14 protein-coding genes are annotated in these 20,303 nt (G+C 71.3%); 9 read left to right on the plus strand and 5 right to left on the minus strand.

Annotated features, from left to right (window positions below; translation table 11 throughout):
* Positions 1–61: 61 nt before the first annotated feature.
* The 8 genes from OG417_RS52930 to OG417_RS52965 all read left to right on the plus strand — a co-directional run bounded on the left by OG417_RS52930 (position 62) and on the right by OG417_RS52965 (position 9,214).
* Positions 62–1,303 (plus strand): ROK family transcriptional regulator, encoded by a 1,242-nt coding sequence (locus OG417_RS52930; RefSeq protein WP_329247119.1) that lies wholly within the window; start codon positions 62–64, stop codon positions 1,301–1,303.
* The gene (locus tag OG417_RS52935; RefSeq protein WP_329247122.1) at positions 1,300–2,127 is read left to right on the plus strand and encodes an ABC transporter permease; all 828 of its coding nucleotides are present in this window, start codon (positions 1,300–1,302) and stop codon (positions 2,125–2,127) included. The genes OG417_RS52930 and OG417_RS52935 overlap by 4 nt, the downstream gene beginning before the upstream one ends.
* Positions 2,124–2,951: an ABC transporter ATP-binding protein gene (locus tag OG417_RS52940; RefSeq protein WP_329247125.1), complete on the plus strand. Its 828-nt coding sequence runs from the start codon at positions 2,124–2,126 to the stop codon at positions 2,949–2,951. The genes OG417_RS52935 and OG417_RS52940 overlap by 4 nt, the downstream gene beginning before the upstream one ends.
* Positions 2,948–3,970: an aliphatic sulfonate ABC transporter substrate-binding protein gene (locus OG417_RS52945; protein WP_329247128.1), complete on the plus strand. Its 1,023-nt coding sequence runs from the start codon at positions 2,948–2,950 to the stop codon at positions 3,968–3,970. The genes OG417_RS52940 and OG417_RS52945 overlap by 4 nt, the downstream gene beginning before the upstream one ends.
* Before the next feature lie 74 nt (positions 3,971–4,044).
* A complete protein-coding gene (locus OG417_RS52950; protein WP_329247132.1) occupies positions 4,045–5,538 on the plus strand; it encodes a sulfatase-like hydrolase/transferase in 1,494 nt (497 codons plus the stop codon).
* Complete coding sequence (locus tag OG417_RS52955; RefSeq protein ID WP_329247134.1) at positions 5,535–7,034, plus strand: sulfatase family protein; 1,500 nt, start codon at positions 5,535–5,537, stop codon at positions 7,032–7,034. Before OG417_RS52950 ends, OG417_RS52955 begins: the two co-directional genes overlap by 4 nt.
* Before the next feature lie 447 nt (positions 7,035–7,481).
* Positions 7,482–8,426, plus strand: a complete 945-nt coding sequence (locus OG417_RS52960; RefSeq protein WP_329247137.1) for an ATP-binding cassette domain-containing protein — start codon at positions 7,482–7,484, stop codon at positions 8,424–8,426.
* Positions 8,423–9,214, plus strand: a complete 792-nt coding sequence (locus OG417_RS52965; RefSeq protein WP_329247140.1) for an ABC transporter permease — start codon at positions 8,423–8,425, stop codon at positions 9,212–9,214. Before OG417_RS52960 ends, OG417_RS52965 begins: the two co-directional genes overlap by 4 nt.
* Before the next feature lie 78 nt (positions 9,215–9,292).
* On the opposite strand, the gene OG417_RS52970 is transcribed toward OG417_RS52965, so the two are convergent.
* Entirely contained in the window at positions 9,293–11,338 is a 2,046-nt protein-coding gene (locus OG417_RS52970; RefSeq protein WP_329247143.1) for an ATP-binding protein, read from the minus strand.
* Between the two features lie 309 nt (positions 11,339–11,647).
* On the opposite strand from OG417_RS52970, the gene OG417_RS52975 reads away from it, so the two are divergent.
* Positions 11,648–13,870: a BTAD domain-containing putative transcriptional regulator gene (locus OG417_RS52975; protein WP_329247146.1), complete on the plus strand. Its 2,223-nt coding sequence runs from the start codon at positions 11,648–11,650 to the stop codon at positions 13,868–13,870.
* 40 nt (positions 13,871–13,910) lie between these two features.
* Here OG417_RS52975 and OG417_RS52980 read toward each other — a convergent pair whose 3' ends face one another.
* The 4 genes from OG417_RS52980 to OG417_RS52995 all read right to left on the minus strand — a co-directional run bounded on the left by OG417_RS52980 (position 13,911) and on the right by OG417_RS52995 (position 20,048).
* Positions 13,911–14,996, minus strand: a complete 1,086-nt coding sequence (locus OG417_RS52980; protein WP_329247149.1) for an RICIN domain-containing protein — start codon at positions 14,994–14,996, stop codon at positions 13,911–13,913.
* A gap of 63 nt (positions 14,997–15,059) precedes the next feature.
* Entirely contained in the window at positions 15,060–16,031 is a 972-nt protein-coding gene (locus OG417_RS52985) for a hypothetical protein (protein WP_329247151.1), read from the minus strand.
* A 67-nt stretch (positions 16,032–16,098) separates the two neighbouring features.
* Positions 16,099–19,173 (minus strand): hypothetical protein, encoded by a 3,075-nt coding sequence (locus OG417_RS52990; protein ID WP_329247154.1) that lies wholly within the window; start codon positions 19,171–19,173, stop codon positions 16,099–16,101.
* A 263-nt stretch (positions 19,174–19,436) separates the two neighbouring features.
* Complete coding sequence (locus tag OG417_RS52995) at positions 19,437–20,048, minus strand: type VII secretion system-associated protein (protein ID WP_329247157.1); 612 nt, start codon at positions 20,046–20,048, stop codon at positions 19,437–19,439.
* Positions 20,049–20,303 lie beyond the last annotated feature (255 nt).

Raw genomic sequence — 20,303 nt, forward strand, 5'->3', positions numbered from 1 at the left:
ATCCCCGATTCTTTTTGTCGGAGCCTTGACGCAAAAAAACGTCATATTTACGGTTTCGCCCATGTCACCGCCCGGCGGAGTGCACGCCCTCGTACGGCGTTCGCACGAGGAGCGGGTCCTCAGGGTCCTGCGCCAGCGCGGCGCGCTGAGCCGAGGTGAGATCGCCGCTCGTGTGGGGCTGTCGCGCACCACGGTCTCTGAGATCACCAGCGATCTGATCGCCCGCGGTGCGATCACGATCGTCGGGACGGACGCGGTCGGGCGGGTCGGCAGTGGGCGGCCCGCCGAACGCCTCGCGCTGGATCCCAGCTCCGGGCAGTTCATGGCGGTGGACTTCGGGCACCGGCGCGTCAACGTCGCGGTGGCGGACGCCTCCCATGACGTCATCGCGTTGGGCACGTCCCGCTATCCGGAGTCGGCGGGATGGCCGGAGCGCATTCCGGCCGCCTTCGCCCTCATCAGGAGGCTCAGCGTCGACAAGGGCGTGCACTACCGGGCGCTCCAGGCGATCGCGGTCGGTGTGCCCGGGTGGGGGGACAGGTCCCCGGCGGACGGGGTCGCCGAGACCTTCGCCGAGCATTTCGGCGCCCCCGTGACCGTGGACAACAACGTGCGCTTCGCCGGGCTCGCCGAGGCGCTCCGCTCCCCGGCCGACTCCGTGCAGAACCTCATCTACGTGCGGCTGTCCGACGGGGTGGGCGGCGGGGTGGTCGTGAACGGCCAGCTCGTACGCGGGGCGGACGGCTTCGCCGGAGAGTTCGGCCACATCACCGTGGCGGGCCCGGACGGCGAGCCGTGCCGCTGCGGCAAGCGCGGATGCGTCGAGACCATCGCCTCGGTGCCGGCCATCCTCGCCCGCTGCCGTTCGCTCGGCGTTCGCGTCGAGACGCTGGACGACCTGCGCGCGGCGGTCCGCATCGCGGAGCCGACCGTCGACAAGGTGCTGCGGGAGGCCGGGGCGGCCGTCGGCCGTGCCCTCGGCGCCGCCGCCATGACGCTCAACCCGAGCGAGATCGTGCTCAGCGGCGAGATCGTCCACATCGCACCGATGTTGTTTCAGCAGGTCGTCTCGACCATCACGTATGAGCTGTCCTACCGGGCGGAGGCGGCGCCGGTGATCCGTCCGGCGCTTCTCGCGGACGAGGGCGGCGCCCTCGGGGCCATCGCGGTGTTGTTTCACGAATCCCCGCTACTCGCCGGCTATCCCGAGGACCCGGTCGCCCCGTCCGGGCCGACCGAACGTACGAAGGAGCATCCCATGAGAACCGTGGCAGGAACGAAACCGGAGGAGGGCTTGCGATGACAGTCGTAAGCCCCGAGAACGTACAGACCGGCGCCGGGAACGCCGACACCGGACGGGCGCGCGCCACCGGACGACCACGCAGAAGCCGGACCTTGTTGCTTCTCAATCTGACCTCGGTCGTGCTCGGGGTCGGCGCCTGGTGGATTCTCGCGCTCGCGGGATTCGACGTTCCGACACCGGTCGCGGTCGTCTCGCGGGGCTGGACGCTGCTCCAGGACGGCACCCTGGAGGGCGACGTCATGGCGAGCCTCGAACGGGTGCTGGCCGGTTTCCTCCTCGGCTCCGCCGCCGCGATCGTCGCCGGCTTCCTCATGGGCTGGTACACCGTCGCGCGGGGCCTGTTCGAGCCGTGGATCCAGTTCTTCCGTACCATCCCGCCGCTCGCCATCCTGCCCCTCGTGCTCGTCCTGATGGGCATCGGCGAGGCCCCCAAGATCTTCGTGATCTTCCTGGCGGCCTTCCTCGCCTGCGTCATCTCCACCTATCAGGGCGTCGTGAGCGTCGACCGCACGCTCATCAACGCCGCGCAGGTGCTCGGCGCGAAGGACGGCGGCATCTTCATCCGCGTCATCGTGCCGGCGTCGATGCCGTTCATCCTCGTCGGCATGCGCGTCGGCCTCGGCTCGTCCTGGGCGACCCTCGTCGCCGCCGAACTACTCGCCGCGCAGAAGGGCCTCGGCTACCGGATGCAGAACGCCCAGCTCTACTACGACCTCCCGACGATCTTCGTCGGCATCATCTCAATCGGGATCCTGGGCCTGATCATGGACCGGCTGCTGCAGCTGGCCGGCAACAGGCTCACGAGTTGGCAGGAGCGCCGTTGAACACGCCGGCACCGGAACCGAAGATCGCCTTGCGCGACGTCTCCAAGACCTTCCAGGTCGGAGGCGAGGACTTCGTCGCCCTCAAGGACGTCACCCTCGACATCGCCGACAACGAGTTCGTGACCGTCGTCGGCCCGTCGGGGTGCGGAAAGAGCACGATGATGAACACCCTCGCCGGCCTTGAGGAACCCTCGGGCGGAACGGTGCTCGTCGACGGTGAGGCGGTGCGCGGCCCGGGCCCCGAACGCGGCGTGATCTTCCAGCAGTACGCCCTGTTCCCGTGGCTGACCGTACGCCAGAACGTCGAGTTCGGCATGAAGACCGCGCGCGTGCCCAAGGCGGAGCGCCGGGAACGGGCGGAGCACTTCATCCGCCTGGTCGGACTCGAACGCTTCGCGGACGCCCTGCCGAAGACGCTCTCCGGCGGCATGAAGCAGCGCTGCGCCATCGCGCGGGCCTACACGATGAACCCCTCGATCCTCCTCATGGACGAGCCCTTCGGGGCGCTCGATGCCCTCACCCGCGTCAACCTGCAGGAACAGCTGCTGGAGACGTGGAGCCAGGACCGCCGCACGGTCATGTTCATCACGCATGACGTCGACGAGGCGGTGTTCCTGGCCACCCGGGTGATCGTCATGGCGGCGCGGCCGGGCCGCGTCGTCGATGTGATCGAGGTCGACCTGCCCTACCCACGTACCGAGGACATGCGGCTCAGCCCCCAGTTCGGGGAGATACGCCGGCGCGTCTGGCACTCGGTCTACCACCAGGAGTCCGATCGCCCGGCCGCGACGCCGGCGCCGACCGAGAGGGAAGCCATCCGATGACAATGACACGAAGGATCTTCGTCACCGCGGCCGCCGCCATGGCGCTGGCCGCGGCCGGCTGCTCGTCCGGTGGCGGTGGCTCCGCGGCCACGCGGGTGAACTTCGGCTACATCGGCGACTTCAACGGAACGAGCCTTCTCGCCGTCGCCAAAGAGAAGGGTCTGTGGAAGAAACACGGGCTCGACGCCAGGACCAAGGTGTTCACCAACGGCCCGCTGCAGATCCAGGCGCTCGGCACCGGCGACCTCGACTTCGGGTACATCGGCCCCGGCGCCATGTGGCTGCCCGCGTCCGGCAAGGCGAAGGTCATCGCGATCAATACCCTCGGCAACGCCGACCGGGTGATCGCGCAGCCCGGTATCACCTCTCTCGCCGCCCTGCGTGGCAAGACGGTCGGGGTGCCGGAGGGCACGTCCGGGGACATGATCCTCACCCTCGCCCTGCAGTCCGCCGGCATGACCAAGAAGGACGTCAAGATCGTGCCGATGGACCCGTCCACGATCGTGTCCGCGTTCGCCTCGAAGAAGATCGATGCCGCCGGCTTCTGGTACCCGGCGATCGCGACCATCAAGAAGCGGGTGCCCGGACTCGTTGAGCTGGCCAAGAACGCCGACTTCTCCGCCAAGGTGTCCTTCCCGACCGTCTTCGTCGCCGGCAACAACGTCGTCGCGAAGGAGCGGGGCAAGGTCGAGAAGGTGATCGCCGTCCTGCGCGAGGCGATGCAATTCCGTAGCGAGCACCCGGACCAGACGATCGAGTACACCGCGAAGATGATCAGTGCCCCGCCCGACCAGGTCAGGGCCGACGCCGCCAACTCCAAGACCCTCCCGGTCGCCGAACTCGACAAGGACACCCGGGACGGCACGATCGACAAGTGGCTGGCCGGCATGAACGACTACTTCGTCCAGGCCGGCAAGCTGCCCTCCCCGGTGTCCCCGAAGAGCTACTACACCGGCGACCTGTTCACGGGTTCTCCCGACCGCCCCTCCTCGGCCGACCTCCCGGGAACCGCCAAGTGACCGAGCGAAGCGAGGGAACCAATGGACACGGCACCCGTGCCACGGCCGGCGAAGGAGGTCACGGGACGGAGCCGATGAACATCCTGTTCCTGATGACCGACCAGCACCGGGTGGACACCATCGGCGCGTACGGGAACCCGGACACCGCGACACCGGCGCTGGACGCCCTGGCCGCGCGTGGCACGCGGTTCGACCGCTGGTACACCCCGACCGCCATCTGCACACCGGCGCGGGCGAGCCTGCTCACCGGGCAGGCGCCCTTCCGCCACAAGCTGCTGGCGAACCACGAGCGCAACGTCGGCTATATCGAGGACCTCCCGGACGAGCAGTTCGGCTTCTCGCACGCGCTCCGCGCCAAGGGCTACAACTGCGGTCTGATCGGCAAGTGGCACATCGGGCACGAGCGCACGGCCGCGGACTTCGGCTTCGACGGCCCCCACCTGCCCGGCTGGCACAATCCCGTCGACCACGAGGACTACCGCGACCACCTGGAGCGGAACGGGCTGGCGCCGTGGCGGATCGACGACCGCATCCGGGGCACCCTTCCCAACGGCGGGCCGGGCAACCTGCTCGCCGCGCGGTTCTGCGGGCCGGTAGAGGCGACGTTCGAGTACTACCTCGCCACCCGGACGATCGAGCTGCTCGAACGTTACGCCGAGGACCTCCGCCACGGCGGCACGCCGTTCTTCCTCCAGCTGAACTTCTTCGGGCCGCACCTGCCCTACATCGTGCCGGACGAGTACTTCGACATGTTCGATCCCGAGCTGATCGAACTGCCCAGGTCGATCGCGGAGACGTTCCACGGTAAGCCGCCGGTGCAGCGCAACTACAGCGCGCACTGGACGTTCGACACCATTCCGATCGAGGTCACGCGCAAGCTCATCGCGGTCTATCGGGGCTACGTCGCACTCATCGACGCGCAGATCGGGCGCGTCCTGGACGCGCTGGAGCGCCTCGGTCTGACCGGCGAGACGGCCGTCTTCTTCACCTCCGACCATGGCGAGTTCACCGGGGCCCACCGGCTACACGACAAGGGACCGGCCATGTACGAGGACATCTACCGGACCGCCGGCATCGTGCACATCCCAGGCAGGCCCGGCGGCGTCGTCCGGCAGGAGTTCGTCAGTCTCCTGGACTGCACAGCGACCATCCTCGAGCTCGCGGGGATCGATCCCACGCCCGCGGTGGACTCCCGCAGCCTCGTCCCGCTCACCTCCGACGACCCGGTGGAGTGGGACGACGACATCGTCTGCGAGTTCCATGGTCACCACTTCCCCTATCCCCAGCGGATGCTGCGGACCGAGCGGTACAAGCTGGTGGTGAACCCCGACTCTACGAACGAGCTGTACGACCTGCGCACCGACCCCGACGAGTTGCTCAACGTCTACGACCATCCGGAGCAGGCGGCGGTCCGGACCCGGATGATGAACCGGCTCTACACCGTGCTCCGCGACCGGGGAGACAACTTCTTCCACTGGATGACGTCGATGTACGACGTCGGCGATGTCGCCTACGACCCCACCATGAGCGGAATGGACGAGGCGACCTACCGGGGTGGGCCGGCATGAGCGGCGGCACATCCACGGACGGGGCCGCAGGACGCCGCCCGAACATCGTCATGATCCTGACGGACGACCACGCCTCGCACGCGGTCGGCGCCTACGGATCGGTCGTCAACCGGACGCCGCGGATCGACGAGATCGCCGCGTACGGCGCGCGCGTGGACAACTGCTTCGCCACGAACGCCCTCTGCTCGCCGAGCCGCGCCAGCATCCTCACCGGAACCTACAGCCACGTGAACGGCGTCTCGACGCTCGACACCCCGATCGACGCCGCCCAGCCGACGTTCGTCAGCCTGCTCCGGGAGTCCGGCTACCGTACGGCCATTGTCGGGAAGTGGCACCTGGGCGAGGGTGACGGTCACGACCCGCAGAACTTCGACTACTGGGACGTGCTGATCGGACAAGGCGAGTACTTCGATCCGATCCTCCTGTCGGAGAACGGCCGGCGCCAGGTGCCGGGCTACGCCACCGATGTCATCACCGACCTGGCGCTCGCCTGGCTGGAGGGCCTCGACGGCGACGATCCGTGGTGCCTGCTGATCTACCACAAGGCACCGCACCGGCCCTGGGAGCCGGACGAGAAGCACGCCGGCATGTACGCCGAACCGATCGCCGTACCGGCGACGTTCGACGACGACCACGCGAGCCGATCGTCGTCGGCGCGGCGCGCGGCGATGCGGATCGCCGAGCACCTGAACGCCGAGGATCTCAAGGAGGACCCGCCCGAAGGGCTCGACCAGGAGCGGCTCGCCCTGTGGAAATACCAGCGCTTCATGGAGGACTATCTCGCCTGCGTGGCGTCCGTCGACGACAACGTCGGACGGGTCGTCGACTGGCTGCGCGCCCGCGACCTGTTCGACGACACGCTGATCATGTACTGCTCCGACCAGGGGTTCTTCCTCGGTGACCACGGCTGGTTCGACAAACGCTTCATGTACGAGGAGTCCCTGCGGATGCCACTGGTGCTCAGCTATCCCCGAAGGATCCGGCCCGGCCGGGTACACACCGGCATCGTCACGAACGTCGACTTCGCTCAGACCATCCTCGACGCGACCGGAACGGCGCACCATCCCCGCATGCAAGGGCGGAGCTTCTTCGGCGACCTGACCGGGGAGCCGACCTCGCCGCCGGCGGAGGGCATGTACTACCGCTACTGGGAACACGACGACGCGTTCCACAAGGCGCCCGCACACTACGGGTACCGAACCGACAATTACAAGATCATTTATTTCTACAACGATGGCATGGGGATTCCCGGCACCGGCCCCTTCACCTACCACGGCGAGTGGGAACTGTACGACCTTCAGACCGACCCTGAGGAATTGCGCAATGTCTATTCCGACCCGGCGTACCGTGACGTCCGGGAAGAGATGAAGGTTCGTCTGTGGAATGAGCAGAAGGCCGTCGGAGACCGACCTCATCCCAGCCAGCCGGCACCGGCCGGCGTCGAGACGGCGGTGGCCGTGGACGATTCGGTGGCTGAGGATCCGTCTTCTGGGTGACAGCCGGGCCGCTGGTCGACCACGACGCGCTCGCCGCGGCGAACCGCTGGAGAACGCCGTCATCTGAAACCGCGCGACGTCACCCTGCGTCAACCGCGTCATCTCCGGCCGCATCCCAAGATCTACGCCCCACCCGACCGGGGAGGTCCCTGCGGCGGGTCGCTTCAGGCTGCGCAGTGAAACGCCGGCACCGACGGGCCGTCGACGGCCGTGATGCCACATCGACGCCGCCCCACTTGCGATGACGTCATAGTGATGTCATCATGGCGTCATGGACTCCACCGCCTACACCCCCGACCTTCGCCTTCGATCCGGCGCCCAGCCTGGTCGAGGCTCGGCCGTACGGGGACGATCCCGCCTCCACTGTGACGCCGCCGCCGACCGTGTTGACGTCAAGAGAGACGTCATCCGTCGGGATCTGACTCACCACAACCGGAAAGAGGGATCATGACCACCGCCCCAGCGATCACGGCGACCGGGCTGCGCAAGTCGTACGGCGACAACGTCGTGCTCGACGGCGTCGACCTGGAGGTCGCCGAGGGAACGATCTTCTCGCTGCTCGGCCCCAACGGCGCCGGCAAGACGACCATGGTGCAGATCCTGTCCACGCTCATCGGCGCCGACGGCGGCCAGGTGCGCGTCGCCGGACACGACCTGGCCGCCGAGCCCGACGCCGTACGGGCGGCGATCGGTGTCACCGGCCAGTACTCCGCCGTCGACAAGTTCCTCACCGGCGAGGAGAACCTCCTCCTGATGGCGGACCTGCACCACCTGAGGCGGGCCGAGGGCCGCCGCCGCACCGCCGAACTGCTCGAACGGTTCGACCTGACCGACGCCGCGCGCAAGACCGCCGCGACCTACTCCGGGGGCATGCGGCGCCGACTGGACCTGGCGATGACCCTGGTCGGCGGCCCGCGCATCATCTACCTCGACGAACCGACGACCGGCCTGGACCCGCGCAGCCGGCGCACCATGTGGCAGATCATCTCCGACCTCGTCGCGGGCGGCGTCACCATCTTCCTCACCACGCAGTACCTGGAAGAGGCCGACGAACTCGCCGACCGGATCGCCCTGCTCGACCACGGGCGGCTGATCGCCGAGGGCACGGCCGACGAGCTCAAGCGCCGCATCCCCGGCGGCCACATCCGTCTGCGGTTCGCCGACGTCGACGCGCTGCGGTCGGCCACGCAGGTGCTCGGCGAGGTGTCCCCCGACGAGGAGGCACTCGCCCTGCGCGTGCCGAGCGACGGCAGCGTCCGGTCGATCCGGACCCTGTTCGCCCGGCTCGACGACCAGTCGATCGAGGTGGAGGAGATGTCGGTCCACACGCCCGATCTCGACGACGTCTTCCTCACCCTCACCGGCCAGCCCGAGAAGGAGCCCGTTCGATGAGCGCCCTGACCCTCTCCGCCCGCGACTCGGCGACGATGCTGCGCCGCAGCCTCCGGCACATGCAGCGCTACCCGTCCATGACCCTGATGATCGCCGGGATGCCGGTGGTCTTCCTGCTGATATTCGTCTACGTCTTCGGCGGCACGCTGGGCAACGGGCTCGGCGGCGCGGCGGGCGGCCGGCACGAGTACGTCAACTACGTGACGCCCGGCGTCATCCTGATGACCATCGCCGGCGCCGCCACGGCGACCGCGGTCTCGATCGCCATGGACATGACCGAGGGGATCGTCGCCCGGTTCCGCACCATGGCGATCTCCCGCGCCTCGGTGCTGACCGGGCATGTCGTCGGCAGCGTGATCCAGAACCTGGTCAGCATGGCGATCGTCGTCGCCGTCGCGCTGGCGATCGGTTTCCGCCCCACCGCCGGCCCCCTGGAGTGGCTCGCGGCGGCGGGCCTGCTCACGCTGCTCGTCCTGGCGCTGACCTGGCTGTCGGTCGCGCTCGGCCTGATCAGCAAGACCCCGGAGTCCGCCAGCAACGCCCCCATGCCGCTGATGCTCCTGCCGTTCCTCGGCAGCGGCTTCGTCCCCACCGACTCGATGCCGGCCGGACTGCGCTGGTTCGCCGAGTACCAGCCCTTCACCCCGATCATCGACACCCTGCGGGGCCTGTTGCTGGGCTCATCGATCGGCGACAGCGGGATCATCGCGACCGCCTGGTGCGTCGGCATCGCGCTGGCCGGCTACCTCTGGTCCAAGAAGCTGTTCAACCGCGACCCGTCCCGCTGACCGCCCTGCGAACGCCTCGGGGCCCGCCTCCGCGCGGGCCCCGAGGCCGTCATGGCCTGAGCGGGGCACCCCGAAGGTTCATGAGGCTTCGGCGCCGCGGGCGCCCAGGAGCTCGCGCTGCCACAGCAGGTCGCAGACGCGTTCGAGGCCACGGGTCAGGTGCCGGCGGTAGGTGCTGAACGGCAGGCCCAGCCGCTCCGCCGCCGCCTGCTGGGTCGGGGCGTTCTGCAGGAACGTCATCGTGACCGCCCGGTGCAGCTTCACGTCGCGCGGGTCGTCGGCGAGTCTCTCGACCGTCTCGTGCAGCACGCTCCGCAGCGCGTCGACCGGCTCGCCGCCCGCCTCGGCGACGACACGCGCCGGGACCAGCGGGTTGTCGGCGAGGGCCGCCGGCCGGTTCCACGAGCGCAGCGCGCCGCGGACCGCCGCGTCGAACTCCGCTCGCGACAGCACCGCGTACGTGCGCGCGGCGCGGCGACGGGGCGCCCGCCAGGCCGCGGGCGTGCGGCGCGGCATGAGCTGTTCGAGCCACGTGTCGAGCCGGGTCTCCTGCCAGTTCCGGCAGAACAGGGCGAAGAGACGGTCACCCACCCGCACCATCAGCGGGTCCTGCTCGCCGAAGATGGCGAACCGCTCCCAGCGCTCCGGGTCGGAGACGACCATGCAGGTCCAGGCCACGCCCTCGGCCTGGATCGCCATTGTCACGAGCCGTGCGGCGATGAGGTCCGAGACCGGTGAGGGGAACTCCTCGCGCGCCAGCATGAACCGCGCGAGGACCAGGTGCTCGCCTTCGCGCAGCGGGCTCACCCGGCGGACGTACGACCACGCCTCCGCCACGACCGGGTCCACGTCGTTCTCCTCGGCGTCGGGCTCGGTGAGCCGGAGCGTCAGCACGAACCCGGCGGGCTCCCCCGAGTCGGAACTCCGGTAGACGGAGAACGCCTCGGGCCGCCGTTCGAGCCAGAAGTCCACGATGGCGGCCGTTTCGTCGTCGGTGTTCGCGGCGGCGATGTCCAGGAGCGCTCTGCGGTCGCCCGCCCGGACGGCGTCTTCGTGAAAGTCGTACTCGTCCTGGTCGCCGAACAGGCCCGAGCCGTGCCACAGGAGGTACATGAGCGCCTCCAACTGGGCGAAGCTCGGCGAGTCCGCACAGGTCCGCGCCTCACGGACGTAGTGACGGATGAGCCGGCGGTGCATGTCCTGGTACCGCTCCGGGTCGCGCCAGGCCAGGTCGGCGTCGAGCGCCTCGCGGACGACGTCGTGCGGATGGAGGCCGGACGGCACGGAGGTCATGAACGACAGCCGCCGCAGCCAGCCGAACAGGGCACCCGCGTCGGCCTCCGGCAGCACGGCGCGCAGGAGCCCCTCGGTGGTCGTCCGGACGTGGGCGCTGACCTCCAGCGCCTGCCGGTGCAGCGGTGAGGGCACCTGGCCGACCAGGCGCGTCAGCAACGCGCCGATCACGTCGTGGGGCGGCGTCCATTGGGCCTCCTCACCGCCGGTCATCCCGCCGACGGCCGACGCGGCCAGGGACAGCGCCAGCGGATGGCCGCCGGCGAAGGAGAGCACCGCCGGATGCCGGACGGCCGGCACCCCGCGCGCGGTCAGCAGCGCGACCGCGTCGTCCCGGGGCAGGTCGCCCAAGGTGATCACTTGCAGGACGTCCTCCCAGCCCGGATCCGACAGCCACAGGGCCCCGGGCGGTCGCCGCCCCGCGAGGATCACGAACGAGCCGGCGGGCAGGCGGGGCAGGAACCGGTCCCGCAGCCAGCCTTCGAGCGGCCGGTACGTCTCGAAGTCGTCCACGAACAACACCGCGGGCTCGTCGGTGAACATCCTGATCGCGTCGGCCTCGAACGCCTCCGGGGACGGCGGCGGCCGGTGCTCACCGATCTCGACCACGATCCACCCGGCCGCGGCGGCCTCGTCGGCGAACCGCCGCAGCAGGGCCGACTTGCCGACGCCACCGGGACCGGTCACGAACTGCACGGCGAAGGAGTCGGCGGCATGGCGCAGTGACGTACGGAACAGCGCCAGTTCCGCGGAACGGCCGACGAAGGACTGGTGTCGTGCCGCCCGCAGCCGTTCACCGAGACTGGTGAACGGTCGGGTTCGAGGGTTCATGTCGTCATCGGTCGAGGCGGGCCGGTGCCTCTCGCCGTCCTCCCTCCCTTGATCATCTCCGTAACGCTAAGGCAACATTGCGTCCTATGTGAGCATTTGAGTGAACAGTCGACCGCACGCCGCCCCAGCGCGCGAAGCACCAGTCCGCCGGAAACGCCGTAGAGTGAACAGTTTCCGACCTGTCAGGTGAACAGTCAGCCGGGGCACGATGTTGTCGGGTGCCGATCGGCAGCGGCCGACCCTCTCTTTCCCCTTCGGCGCAGACGAGACCGACGACGTCATGGCGCCCATACTGTGGAAGGCGAGCCATTGAGCGACCGTGTCAGGTTCGGGCTGCTGGGCCCGCTTGAGGCATGGTCCGGCGATGTCCGGCTCGACCTGGGCCCGCCCAAGCGACGCGTGCTGCTCACCCGCCTCCTGGTCGAGGACGGCCACCCGGTGTCGGCCGACCGCCTGTGCGACGACCTGTGGGAGGGACGTCCGCCCGCGGGTGCCGTCTCCTCCATCCACTCCCACATCAGCCGTCTGCGCGCCGTGCTGGAGCCGGACCGTACGCGGCGCGGGCAGGGCACCGTGCTGGTCAGCGGACCGGCCGGCTACACGCTCAACGCGCCGCCCGAGACCCGCGACTCGACGCGCTTCGAGGAGTCGGTCACCCGTGCCCGTGAGCTGCTGGCCCAGGAGCGGCTCGAAGACGCCCGGCGTGAGGTCGAGAGCGGCCTGGGCCTGTGGCGGGGCGCCGCCCTGGCCGACGCCGCCAACCACGCCTTCGCCGCCCGTGAGATCTCCCGGCTGGAGGAGATCCGGATGGGGGCCGGCGAGCTGAACGCCACCGTGCTCCTCCAGCAGCGCGAGTACGACAAGGCGGCCCTCATCGCCGAGGAGCTCACCACGCGGTCTCCGCTGCGCGAGGCCGCGTGGGCGCTGCTGATGCGCGCCCTCTACCTGGCCGGGCGGCCCGCCGAGGCGCTGCGGCGCTACGAGACGATCCGCGCGCTGCTCGCCGACGAACTCGGCACCGTGCCGGGACCCGAGCTGAGCGGTGTCCACGTCGCCGTACTCCGCCAGGACCTGCCCGCACCGGCACCCGTCCGTACGGCCCCCGCACACGTGCCGCCCGGCGCGCGGACCACGCCCCCGGCGCGGCCGGCGCGGCCCGCGCGGCCGTCGGTCATCGCCCGCCCGCTCGTCGGCCGCGCCGACGAACTCTCCCGTTACGACGAGCTCCTCAGTGACGCGGCCGCGGGCGAGACCCGCTGGGTGCTGCTGTCCGGAGAGTCCGGCATCGGGAAGACCCGGCTCGCCGAGGAGTTCGCCTCCCGGGCCGCGGACCTGGCGTTCCGCGTCGTGTGGGTCCGCTGCGGCAGCGACATCGACTCGGACGAAGAGGAGGCCGCGAACGATCGGTTCAATCCGCTCGGGCAGCTGCTGTCGGCGCTGTTCCCGCAGATCCGTGTGGAGGGCGAGCCGGAGGCGATCGCCCGCGACCTGGCCGAGCGGCTCGCCCGCCAGCCCACCATCTGCCTGATCGAGGACCTGCACCGCGCCGGTCGCCGGTTCCGCCGCCTGCTCGGCATGTACGCCACGCTGCTGCGCGACGTGCCGCTGGTCGTGGTCTGCACGACGCAGGACACCGACGACGTGGGCCTGCGCGAGCTGCTGGCACTGCTCGTCCGGCAGAGCCGCGCCACCCTGCTCCCGCTGGGCCCGCTCACCGTGGAGGACGTCCACGAGCTGATGAGGCTCCGCTCCACGCCGTTCGACGAGCTGATGGGCAGCGAGCCGCAGCAGTCCGAGGCGGTGGCGCTGCACCGGCGCGGCGAGGGCAACCCGTTCCTCATCACCGAGATCCTCGAACTGCCCGGCGACCAGCGCACCGGGCCCGGCGCGCGGCTCCCCGCGTCCGTCATCCGGGTCCTGCGCGCCCGGCTGGACCAGCTCGACGAACGCGTACTGAAGATGCTGGAGGCGCTCGCGGTGACCGGAGGAGAACTCGACCCCGAGCTCCTCGTGCAGGTCCGGGCCATCACGCGCGAGGAACTGCTCTCGCTCATCGACGCGGCCGTCATCGCCCGGATGCTGAACTGGGAGGAGGGCACCACCGGCCGGCTCGGCCGCTATCTGATGCCCGATCTCGCCCGCGAGCTGATGTTGCACGACCTCACTCCCGCCCGCCGCCAGATGCTGCACGCCGCGGTCGCGCGTGCGCTGGGTGAGCTACCGCACCGCCACCCCGCGCAGATCTCGCGGCACCTGATGGCCGCCGGCCCGCTCGTCTCCCGCGACGACCTGGTGGCGGCGGCGCTCCGCGCCGGCGAACGCTGCGGGGAGGACGAACAGCACGGCGAGGCGGCCGTCTGGTACGACCACGCGGCGGCCCTGGCGGACGACCCGGCCGTACAGACCGAGGCCCGGCGCGCGGCGGAGGCGGCACGCCGCCGGCTCGCCCGGTCCCAGGACACCGGCCATCCGTGCGACCCCGCCGACATGCCCGGCGACTGGCCGGCGGGTTCCGAGCCCCGGGTGAGCTGACCCCGCCCCGGGTGAACTGACCCCCGCGGCGTCGTACGGGTCAGGTGCCGCTGGGCCACGACCATTCGTCGCCGCTTCCGCACTTGTGGACCTCGAGCTGCTTGTCCCGCGCGTGGGAGCGGCCCGTCGGCCCGAGGCACAGCCCGTGGCTCGCGTAGTTGCGGATGCGGTACCGCTTGCCGTGCGTGTGGCTCCGGTACCACAGCTGGTTGTCGCCCTTGGGCCGGCAGTAGTACTCGGTCACCTTGGTGCCCGCCGACACGCCCTTGTAGTACGGCAGGTCCATGCAGAGGTTGTCCTTGGTGTTGCGGATCAGGAAGAGGGCGGTACCCCCGGGCCCCTTCATGCCGCTCATCACGCCGAGCGACCAGACCTGGTTGTCGGAGTCGCCGAGGGTGCAGTAGTACTGGGCGACCTTGCCGTCGGCCGATCCCTTCCCGTAGCCCGGGATGTCGGCACACAGGCCGCTCGCGGCGTTCTTCAGCAGCACGTTGGAGACGCCCGGCCACACCTTCGTCTTCGCGCTCGCGACGGTTTTCGTCTCGTCGGCGTTTTTCTTGTCGGCCTTGGTCTTCTTCTTCGCCGAGGCCGAGGGCGAGGGCGTCGGAGTCGGCGTGGGCGACTGGGAGGTGAACGCTCCCGCCGGCGGCTGCGCGTCACCGGGCAGGACGTTGTCGGCCGCGGCGGTGGTCGGGTGCTTCTCACCGTGATGCGAACCGGTGCCGATCAGCAGGATCGGCACCGCCAGCACGACCGCACCGCCGATCGCCACCGCCGCCAGAACCGGCTTCTTCGGCCGGTCCGGCGGCATGCCGTCCCCGTCAGCGTCACCGTCGGCCCCGGGTGTCGCCACGGCGACGTCGGTCGCCGTGGCCAGGCTCTGGCCGCCCTTGGCCTGCGCGGCGGTCTCGGCCTGCGGCTCTTTCGCCTGGGCGGTCTCCCCGGCGTCCGAGGTCGCCTTGGCATCCGCGGTCTCCTCGCCGTCGCCGGCGGCCTCGCCGCTCTCCGGCTCGGAGTCGGCCGGTGCCAGGTTCCCGGCGGCGTCGATGTCCGTCTCCGGCAGTTCGACCGGCCGGCGGACGCCGAGCGACTCCGCGCGTTCGCCAGATCCTGACTTAGAAGCCACGGTCTTCTTCCTTCGTTCTAGAGCTCAGTCGCGGATGCGACGGGTGTACGGCGCGGTGCCGGATCACCGGTTGGTGCCGGTCGCCCAGACGGGATGACCGTCGTGGTCGACGATCACCATGTTGTAGTCGGACTGCAGGACCAGCGTCGAGTTGTCGTGGCCGAACGAACCCGCGGCCCAGACCGCCTTCCTGCCGGCGTCGTAGAGGACGAGGTTGCCGTCGCGCTGGAACGTGGCGTAGACCCCGGGCTTGTGGGTTCTGGTGGACCAGATGATCTTTTTGCTCTTGTCGCGCAGAACGAGGTTGCCGCCCGCCTGCATGGTCAGCGCGATGCGGTTGGTGCGTACCGTGTCACCCGGGTAGAGGTTCCGCGGTGCGTGGATCACCCGGGACGACGGCGCATTCGGCGACGGCATCTGGGGCGAGACGGTCTTTCTCCGCGCGTGGGCGGTGGGCGAGGGCGTGGCGGAGGGCGTCGCCTTCTTCTTGGCCTTCGCCTTGTCCTTATTCTTCGCGGAGGGCGACGGCGTCGGGGTGCTCGACACGAACGCACCCGTCGGCGGCTGCCCGGCGCCGGGCAGCACCGTCTCGGCCGCGGCGGCGGTCGGGTGCTTCTTCGCATGGTCCGAACCGGTGCCGATCAGCAGGATCGGCACGGCCAGCACGACCGCACCGCCGATCGCCACCCCGGCCAGCAAGGGCTTGTTCGGGCGATCCGGCGGCATCTCGTCGCCGTCGAGGGCGCCCGGCCGCGTGGGCGCGGCGATGTCCTCCGCCACGGCGGCGCGGTCGTCCTTCTTCTCCCGGGCCGCGGAGTCCGCCGGCGCCTTGGCGTCGTCCACGGCGGCCGTGGCGGCTGCGGCGGACTCGTTCGGCTCAGACCCCGGCTCAGAGTCCGGCTCAGAGTCCGGCTCAGAGTCCGGCTCGGCCGGGATCAGCCCGTCGGCGGCGTCCATGTCGGTCTCCGGCAGGGCGACCGGCCGGCGGACGCCGAGCGACTCCGCACGTTCGCCGGGACCTGACTCTGCAGACAAGATCATGCTCCTTCGCCGCGATCGGTCACGGGCGGTCGCCTGCGGTTCTTCGGGCATCGATGAGGCATCAGGCCTCCCCCAGAGGTTCGGCGCAGCGCGCCGGCCAGCCGGCCGGGGACGCGCCGCCGGCCGGGGACGCCTGGCGGCGCAGAGCCTCATCGAGCCGTTCGAACGCCGCCCGGTCCGCGTCGTCCAGTCCGCCGGGCCGCTCGTCCACGGGTCCGCCGCCCACCACCTCGGTCAGCAGCACCATCGGCGCCGGGCCGGCGGACCGTACGTCGAGCACGCGGAAGGCCGTACCGGGCGGGAACACCACCTCGTCGGAGGCCGCGCCGGACGCGGAACCCAGCAGCGGGCGCACCCGGCGGCCGGTGGAGGACCAGATGACGTAACCTCCCGCCGCGGCGGGCAGGCCGGCGGCGGCCCTGAGCGGCAGCGCGCTGACCGGGCCGGGCTCGCGCACCACGGTTCCCGGCATGAAGCGTTCCAGGCCCCCTTCGGGCAGCCCGCCGCGTACGACGACGCCCCGGTAGGAGGGCAGGCGGCACAGGCCGGAGCCGAGGCAGGCGGTGTACCCGGCGGGCATGCCGTCCCCGTCCTCCTGGCCGAGTTCGCCCTGCCCGCCCGAGAGGTAGATGTGCACCGCGACCAGGTCGGTCCGCGCGGCGTCCATCTGGGCGCCGCGCAGCGCGGGCATCTGCGTCATCGCCCGGTTCACCGAGGCGCTGTGCCGCTCCCACACCGGCTGGGCGAGCGCGCGGAACTCGGCACGCTCCGCCTCGGTGCTGCGGCGGACCTGCTTCACCGACGGCCGGGGACGCGTCCCCCGGGCCGCGGGAGCAGGCGCGGACGTTCTCGCCGGTGTCTCCGCTGACGTCTTCGCGGGCGGGGTCGGTTCCGGGGGTGCGGCCGCGGACTCCGTGGCGACCGGCGGCGCGGCGGACGCCGGGGGCTCCGCAGGGCCGAGGGGCGTCGAGGACGAGGGCCGGAACGCTTCCCCGGCGGCCGTGCCGGAGGCGTCCCTGCTCGGCGTGACCGGGGCCGGCGGAGTCCCGCCCAGGCCCGGGCGGAGCGGTTGCGCGCCGCCGGACCGCGGTGGCGCGGCCGGAGCACGGCCGGGCCCCTCGGCGGCCCGGGGCGCCGGGCCCGCGGAGTCACGCCGGGGCGCGGGCTCGTCAGCGGCCGACGGGCCCGGATCGCCGGACACGGGCGCCGCGGGACCGCGGTCCGGCGGCGCCGCCGGACCGTCGTCCGCCACCGGACCGTCGGGCTCGTACGCGGGCGGACCGTCGGCCGGATCGCCGTCCGTCGCCGGACCATCGGGCCCGTACGCGGGCGGATCACCGATCGCGGGGAACGCCGGACCGCCGTCCGCCACCCGGGCGCCGGGCTCGTACGCGGGCGGACCGCCGGGCGCGGGAGACGCCGGGGCAACGTCCGCCGCCGAGTCCGCCACCGAGCCGCCGGGCCCGTACATGGACGGACCGCCGGACGCGGGGAACGCCGGGCCGGCGTTCGTCGCCGGGGTGTCGGACCGGGGCGGGCCGCCGCTCGCGGCTCTCGCGGGCGGGCCGGCGGTCGCGGACGTGGACGCGACGGCGCGGGCGGACGCCGGAATCCTCGCCTCCGACGGGCGCGGGGCCGGTGCGGCGACGGGTTCTCGCGGACGCCGGGGGACGGCGACCGTGCGTACCGCCGCCATCGCAGGCTCCGGCGACGCCTCGGGCGACCGGGGTTCCGCCAGCGACACGCCGTGGTCGATCGCCAGCCGGAGCAGGCGGAAGTCCTCGCCCTCAGGCTGCCGGGACGGCAGGACGCGGTGCAGGGTGACGAAGTCGCGCACCCCGGCCCCGATCTCCGACAGCAGGCGGGACAGATCGGCGAAGAGCGCGTCGTCGGCCGGCGCGCCACGCAGGTTCAGCTCGACGGCCAGTTGCTCGGACGAGACCGGCCGCTCGGCGACGGCGGGCTGCTCGCCGCGCGGTCCGACCGACAGGCCCGCCCTCGTCACGCAGACCTGCCAGCGGTCCGAGAGCGGCACGGGCGCCGGCTCCGTACGGCGGACGCCGGACATCGGGGAACGCCAGCGGACCAGCCGGGGCTCGACCACCCGGCCGTCCGCGTCGTACGGCCGGCACGCGACCGCCTCGACGAACGGCGCCCAGGTCGGTTCGGCGTCCGCGCCGATCAGGACGGGCCGTACGTCGGGTTCGGCGTCGGTGCCGACGACCAGCGGGAGCCCGGTCAGCAGCTCGACCTCGGCGCCCAGTATCTCGGCGGTGTCCTGGGCGACGCTCAGCAGGTCGCGCGGGCCGCAGGGGGCCAGCCGGACCGTCGTGCGGGTCGAGTCCGGCAGCGCGGCCAGCAGCGCCGCGATGTCGTCGGCGGTGACGTCCGGCTCACCGCGGGACTCGGAGGCGTCGACGAGGACGGTGGGGTGCTCGCCGTCGACCGGCACCGCGTAGCACAGGTCGCCGGCGCGGGTGGCGGGCGCCTTCGCCGACCGCACCAGGATCCCGGCCGGGACCTGCTCGACGATGTAGCCGCCGGCGGTGCGGCCGGGCAGCCGCGCGAGTTCGGGCTGCCAGGGCGGTGCGGGGCTGCGCGGGCCGAGCGGCGTCGGCTCCGCGCCGGGCGTGAACCACCGCCAGCCGCGGTCGGGCGCGCCGGCGCCGAGCGCGAACAGCGAGCCTCCGGGGACGATGAGCACGCCCGCGTCCGGGGCGATCACCTTGATCCCCCAGGCGTCGGCGATCCGCTGCGCGATGGCGGGTCGTCCGGAGCGCGACGCGCCCGCGCCCGACAGCGCGAGGCGCACGGTCTCCACGCCGCGGTCGCGCAGGGAGTCCAGGACGGCGCCGAGCCGGGTCCACAGCTCGCCGTCCGCGCCGTCCGCGCCGACCACGACGGTGAACACCTTCTGTGCGTCGTCACCGCCGCTGAGGAAGCGGGCGAGCTCGGCCATGCCCTCCGGCCGCGGCGACGTGTCCGCGGAGGAGCGCAGCATGATGAGGTTGTCGTACTCGTCGACCACGACCGCGGGCCGGCCCTTCGCGCGGCCGGCACGGCCCTTCCTGGACGAGACGGCCGGGTTCTGCCGGCCTCGGTCCCGGCGGGTGGACGCCCTTCTCCAGCGGGTCACGATCACCTCCGGTGACGGCTTCGGTCGCCGTGGGGAAGGTGGCCGATCACTGGTGCACCTCCTCCGCGTGACCGCAGCGCGGCGGTCCGAGGTCGGCCCCTCGCCCCGTACGTAGGCGGCTTCGGCGAAAGGCAGCCCTCAGTTAAGGCATACGAACCCGGCAGTGTTCGGGTTCAAGACCGATCTACTCCGTTTTCGCCCGGATGTCACCGGCCTTGCCCGATTCTGCCCGGATCTTTTCTCATCCGCACCAGAGGTGTCACTCAACCGTTCCCGGTTGTCCGAACCCTGACGTCGCCCACACCGTCGGCGACACGCTCCGGCACGCTCTGCAGCGCCTCGCGAAGCATCGTGGTGTCCACCGTCATGCTCACCGGGGCCGAGGGGTTGAGGTGGATGACATGGCCGGCGGGGATCCGGTCGGCCAGGTCGCGCACGCTCATCAGCGCGTACGCCAGCCGGCCCGCGGCCCGCAGGTAGCCCGGGGAGGTGAAGACGGGGACCACGGGGGTCGTGCCGTCCGGCGCGGTGGCCGGCAGCGGGTCGCCCTGCGGCGTGACGAAGACCGCCGCCTCCGGCAGGGCCGCCAGCGCCTCGGTCACGGCCTCGCCGGGGCCGTAGCCCGTGGCGGCCAGTTGCACCGCCGCGTCGACCGCATCGGCCGGCTCCGGCCAGCCGAGCGCCGACGGCGACGGCCGGTACTCCTCGTTGTCACGCCACTCGACGATCTCGCCCTCCAGACTCGACCGCCACTGCCCGACCACCGCCCAGGACGGCGGGGCGCCCTCTCCGGCCCACGCCGGGTCGACCATGCCCAGCCAGTGGTCGGGCGCCCGCCGGGCGGCCTCCCGGATGGAGTCCGGTACGGGAGGCATCGTTCCGGCCGCACCCTCGCTCGGCTCGCCTCCACCGTCGATCGGCACGCGGACATCGCCCCCATATTTGTTTCCGAACAGACACGTTTATTGTCGAAAGGACAATGCTCACCGCGGGCGAATATCGAGACGCTCGATGAGCCGGTGACCTCGACATTCACGGCAGATGATCAAGTTGAAGCTACCAATGAGGCCATTAGCCGTCGAGTCCGCGCAGCCGAATTCTCTCGATCGTCATTGTCATTTCACATGCCG

It is taken from the genome of Actinoallomurus sp. NBC_01490 (genome assembly GCF_036227085.1).
In the GTDB taxonomy this organism is placed as follows: domain Bacteria; phylum Actinomycetota; class Actinomycetes; order Streptosporangiales; family Streptosporangiaceae; genus Actinoallomurus; species Actinoallomurus oryzae.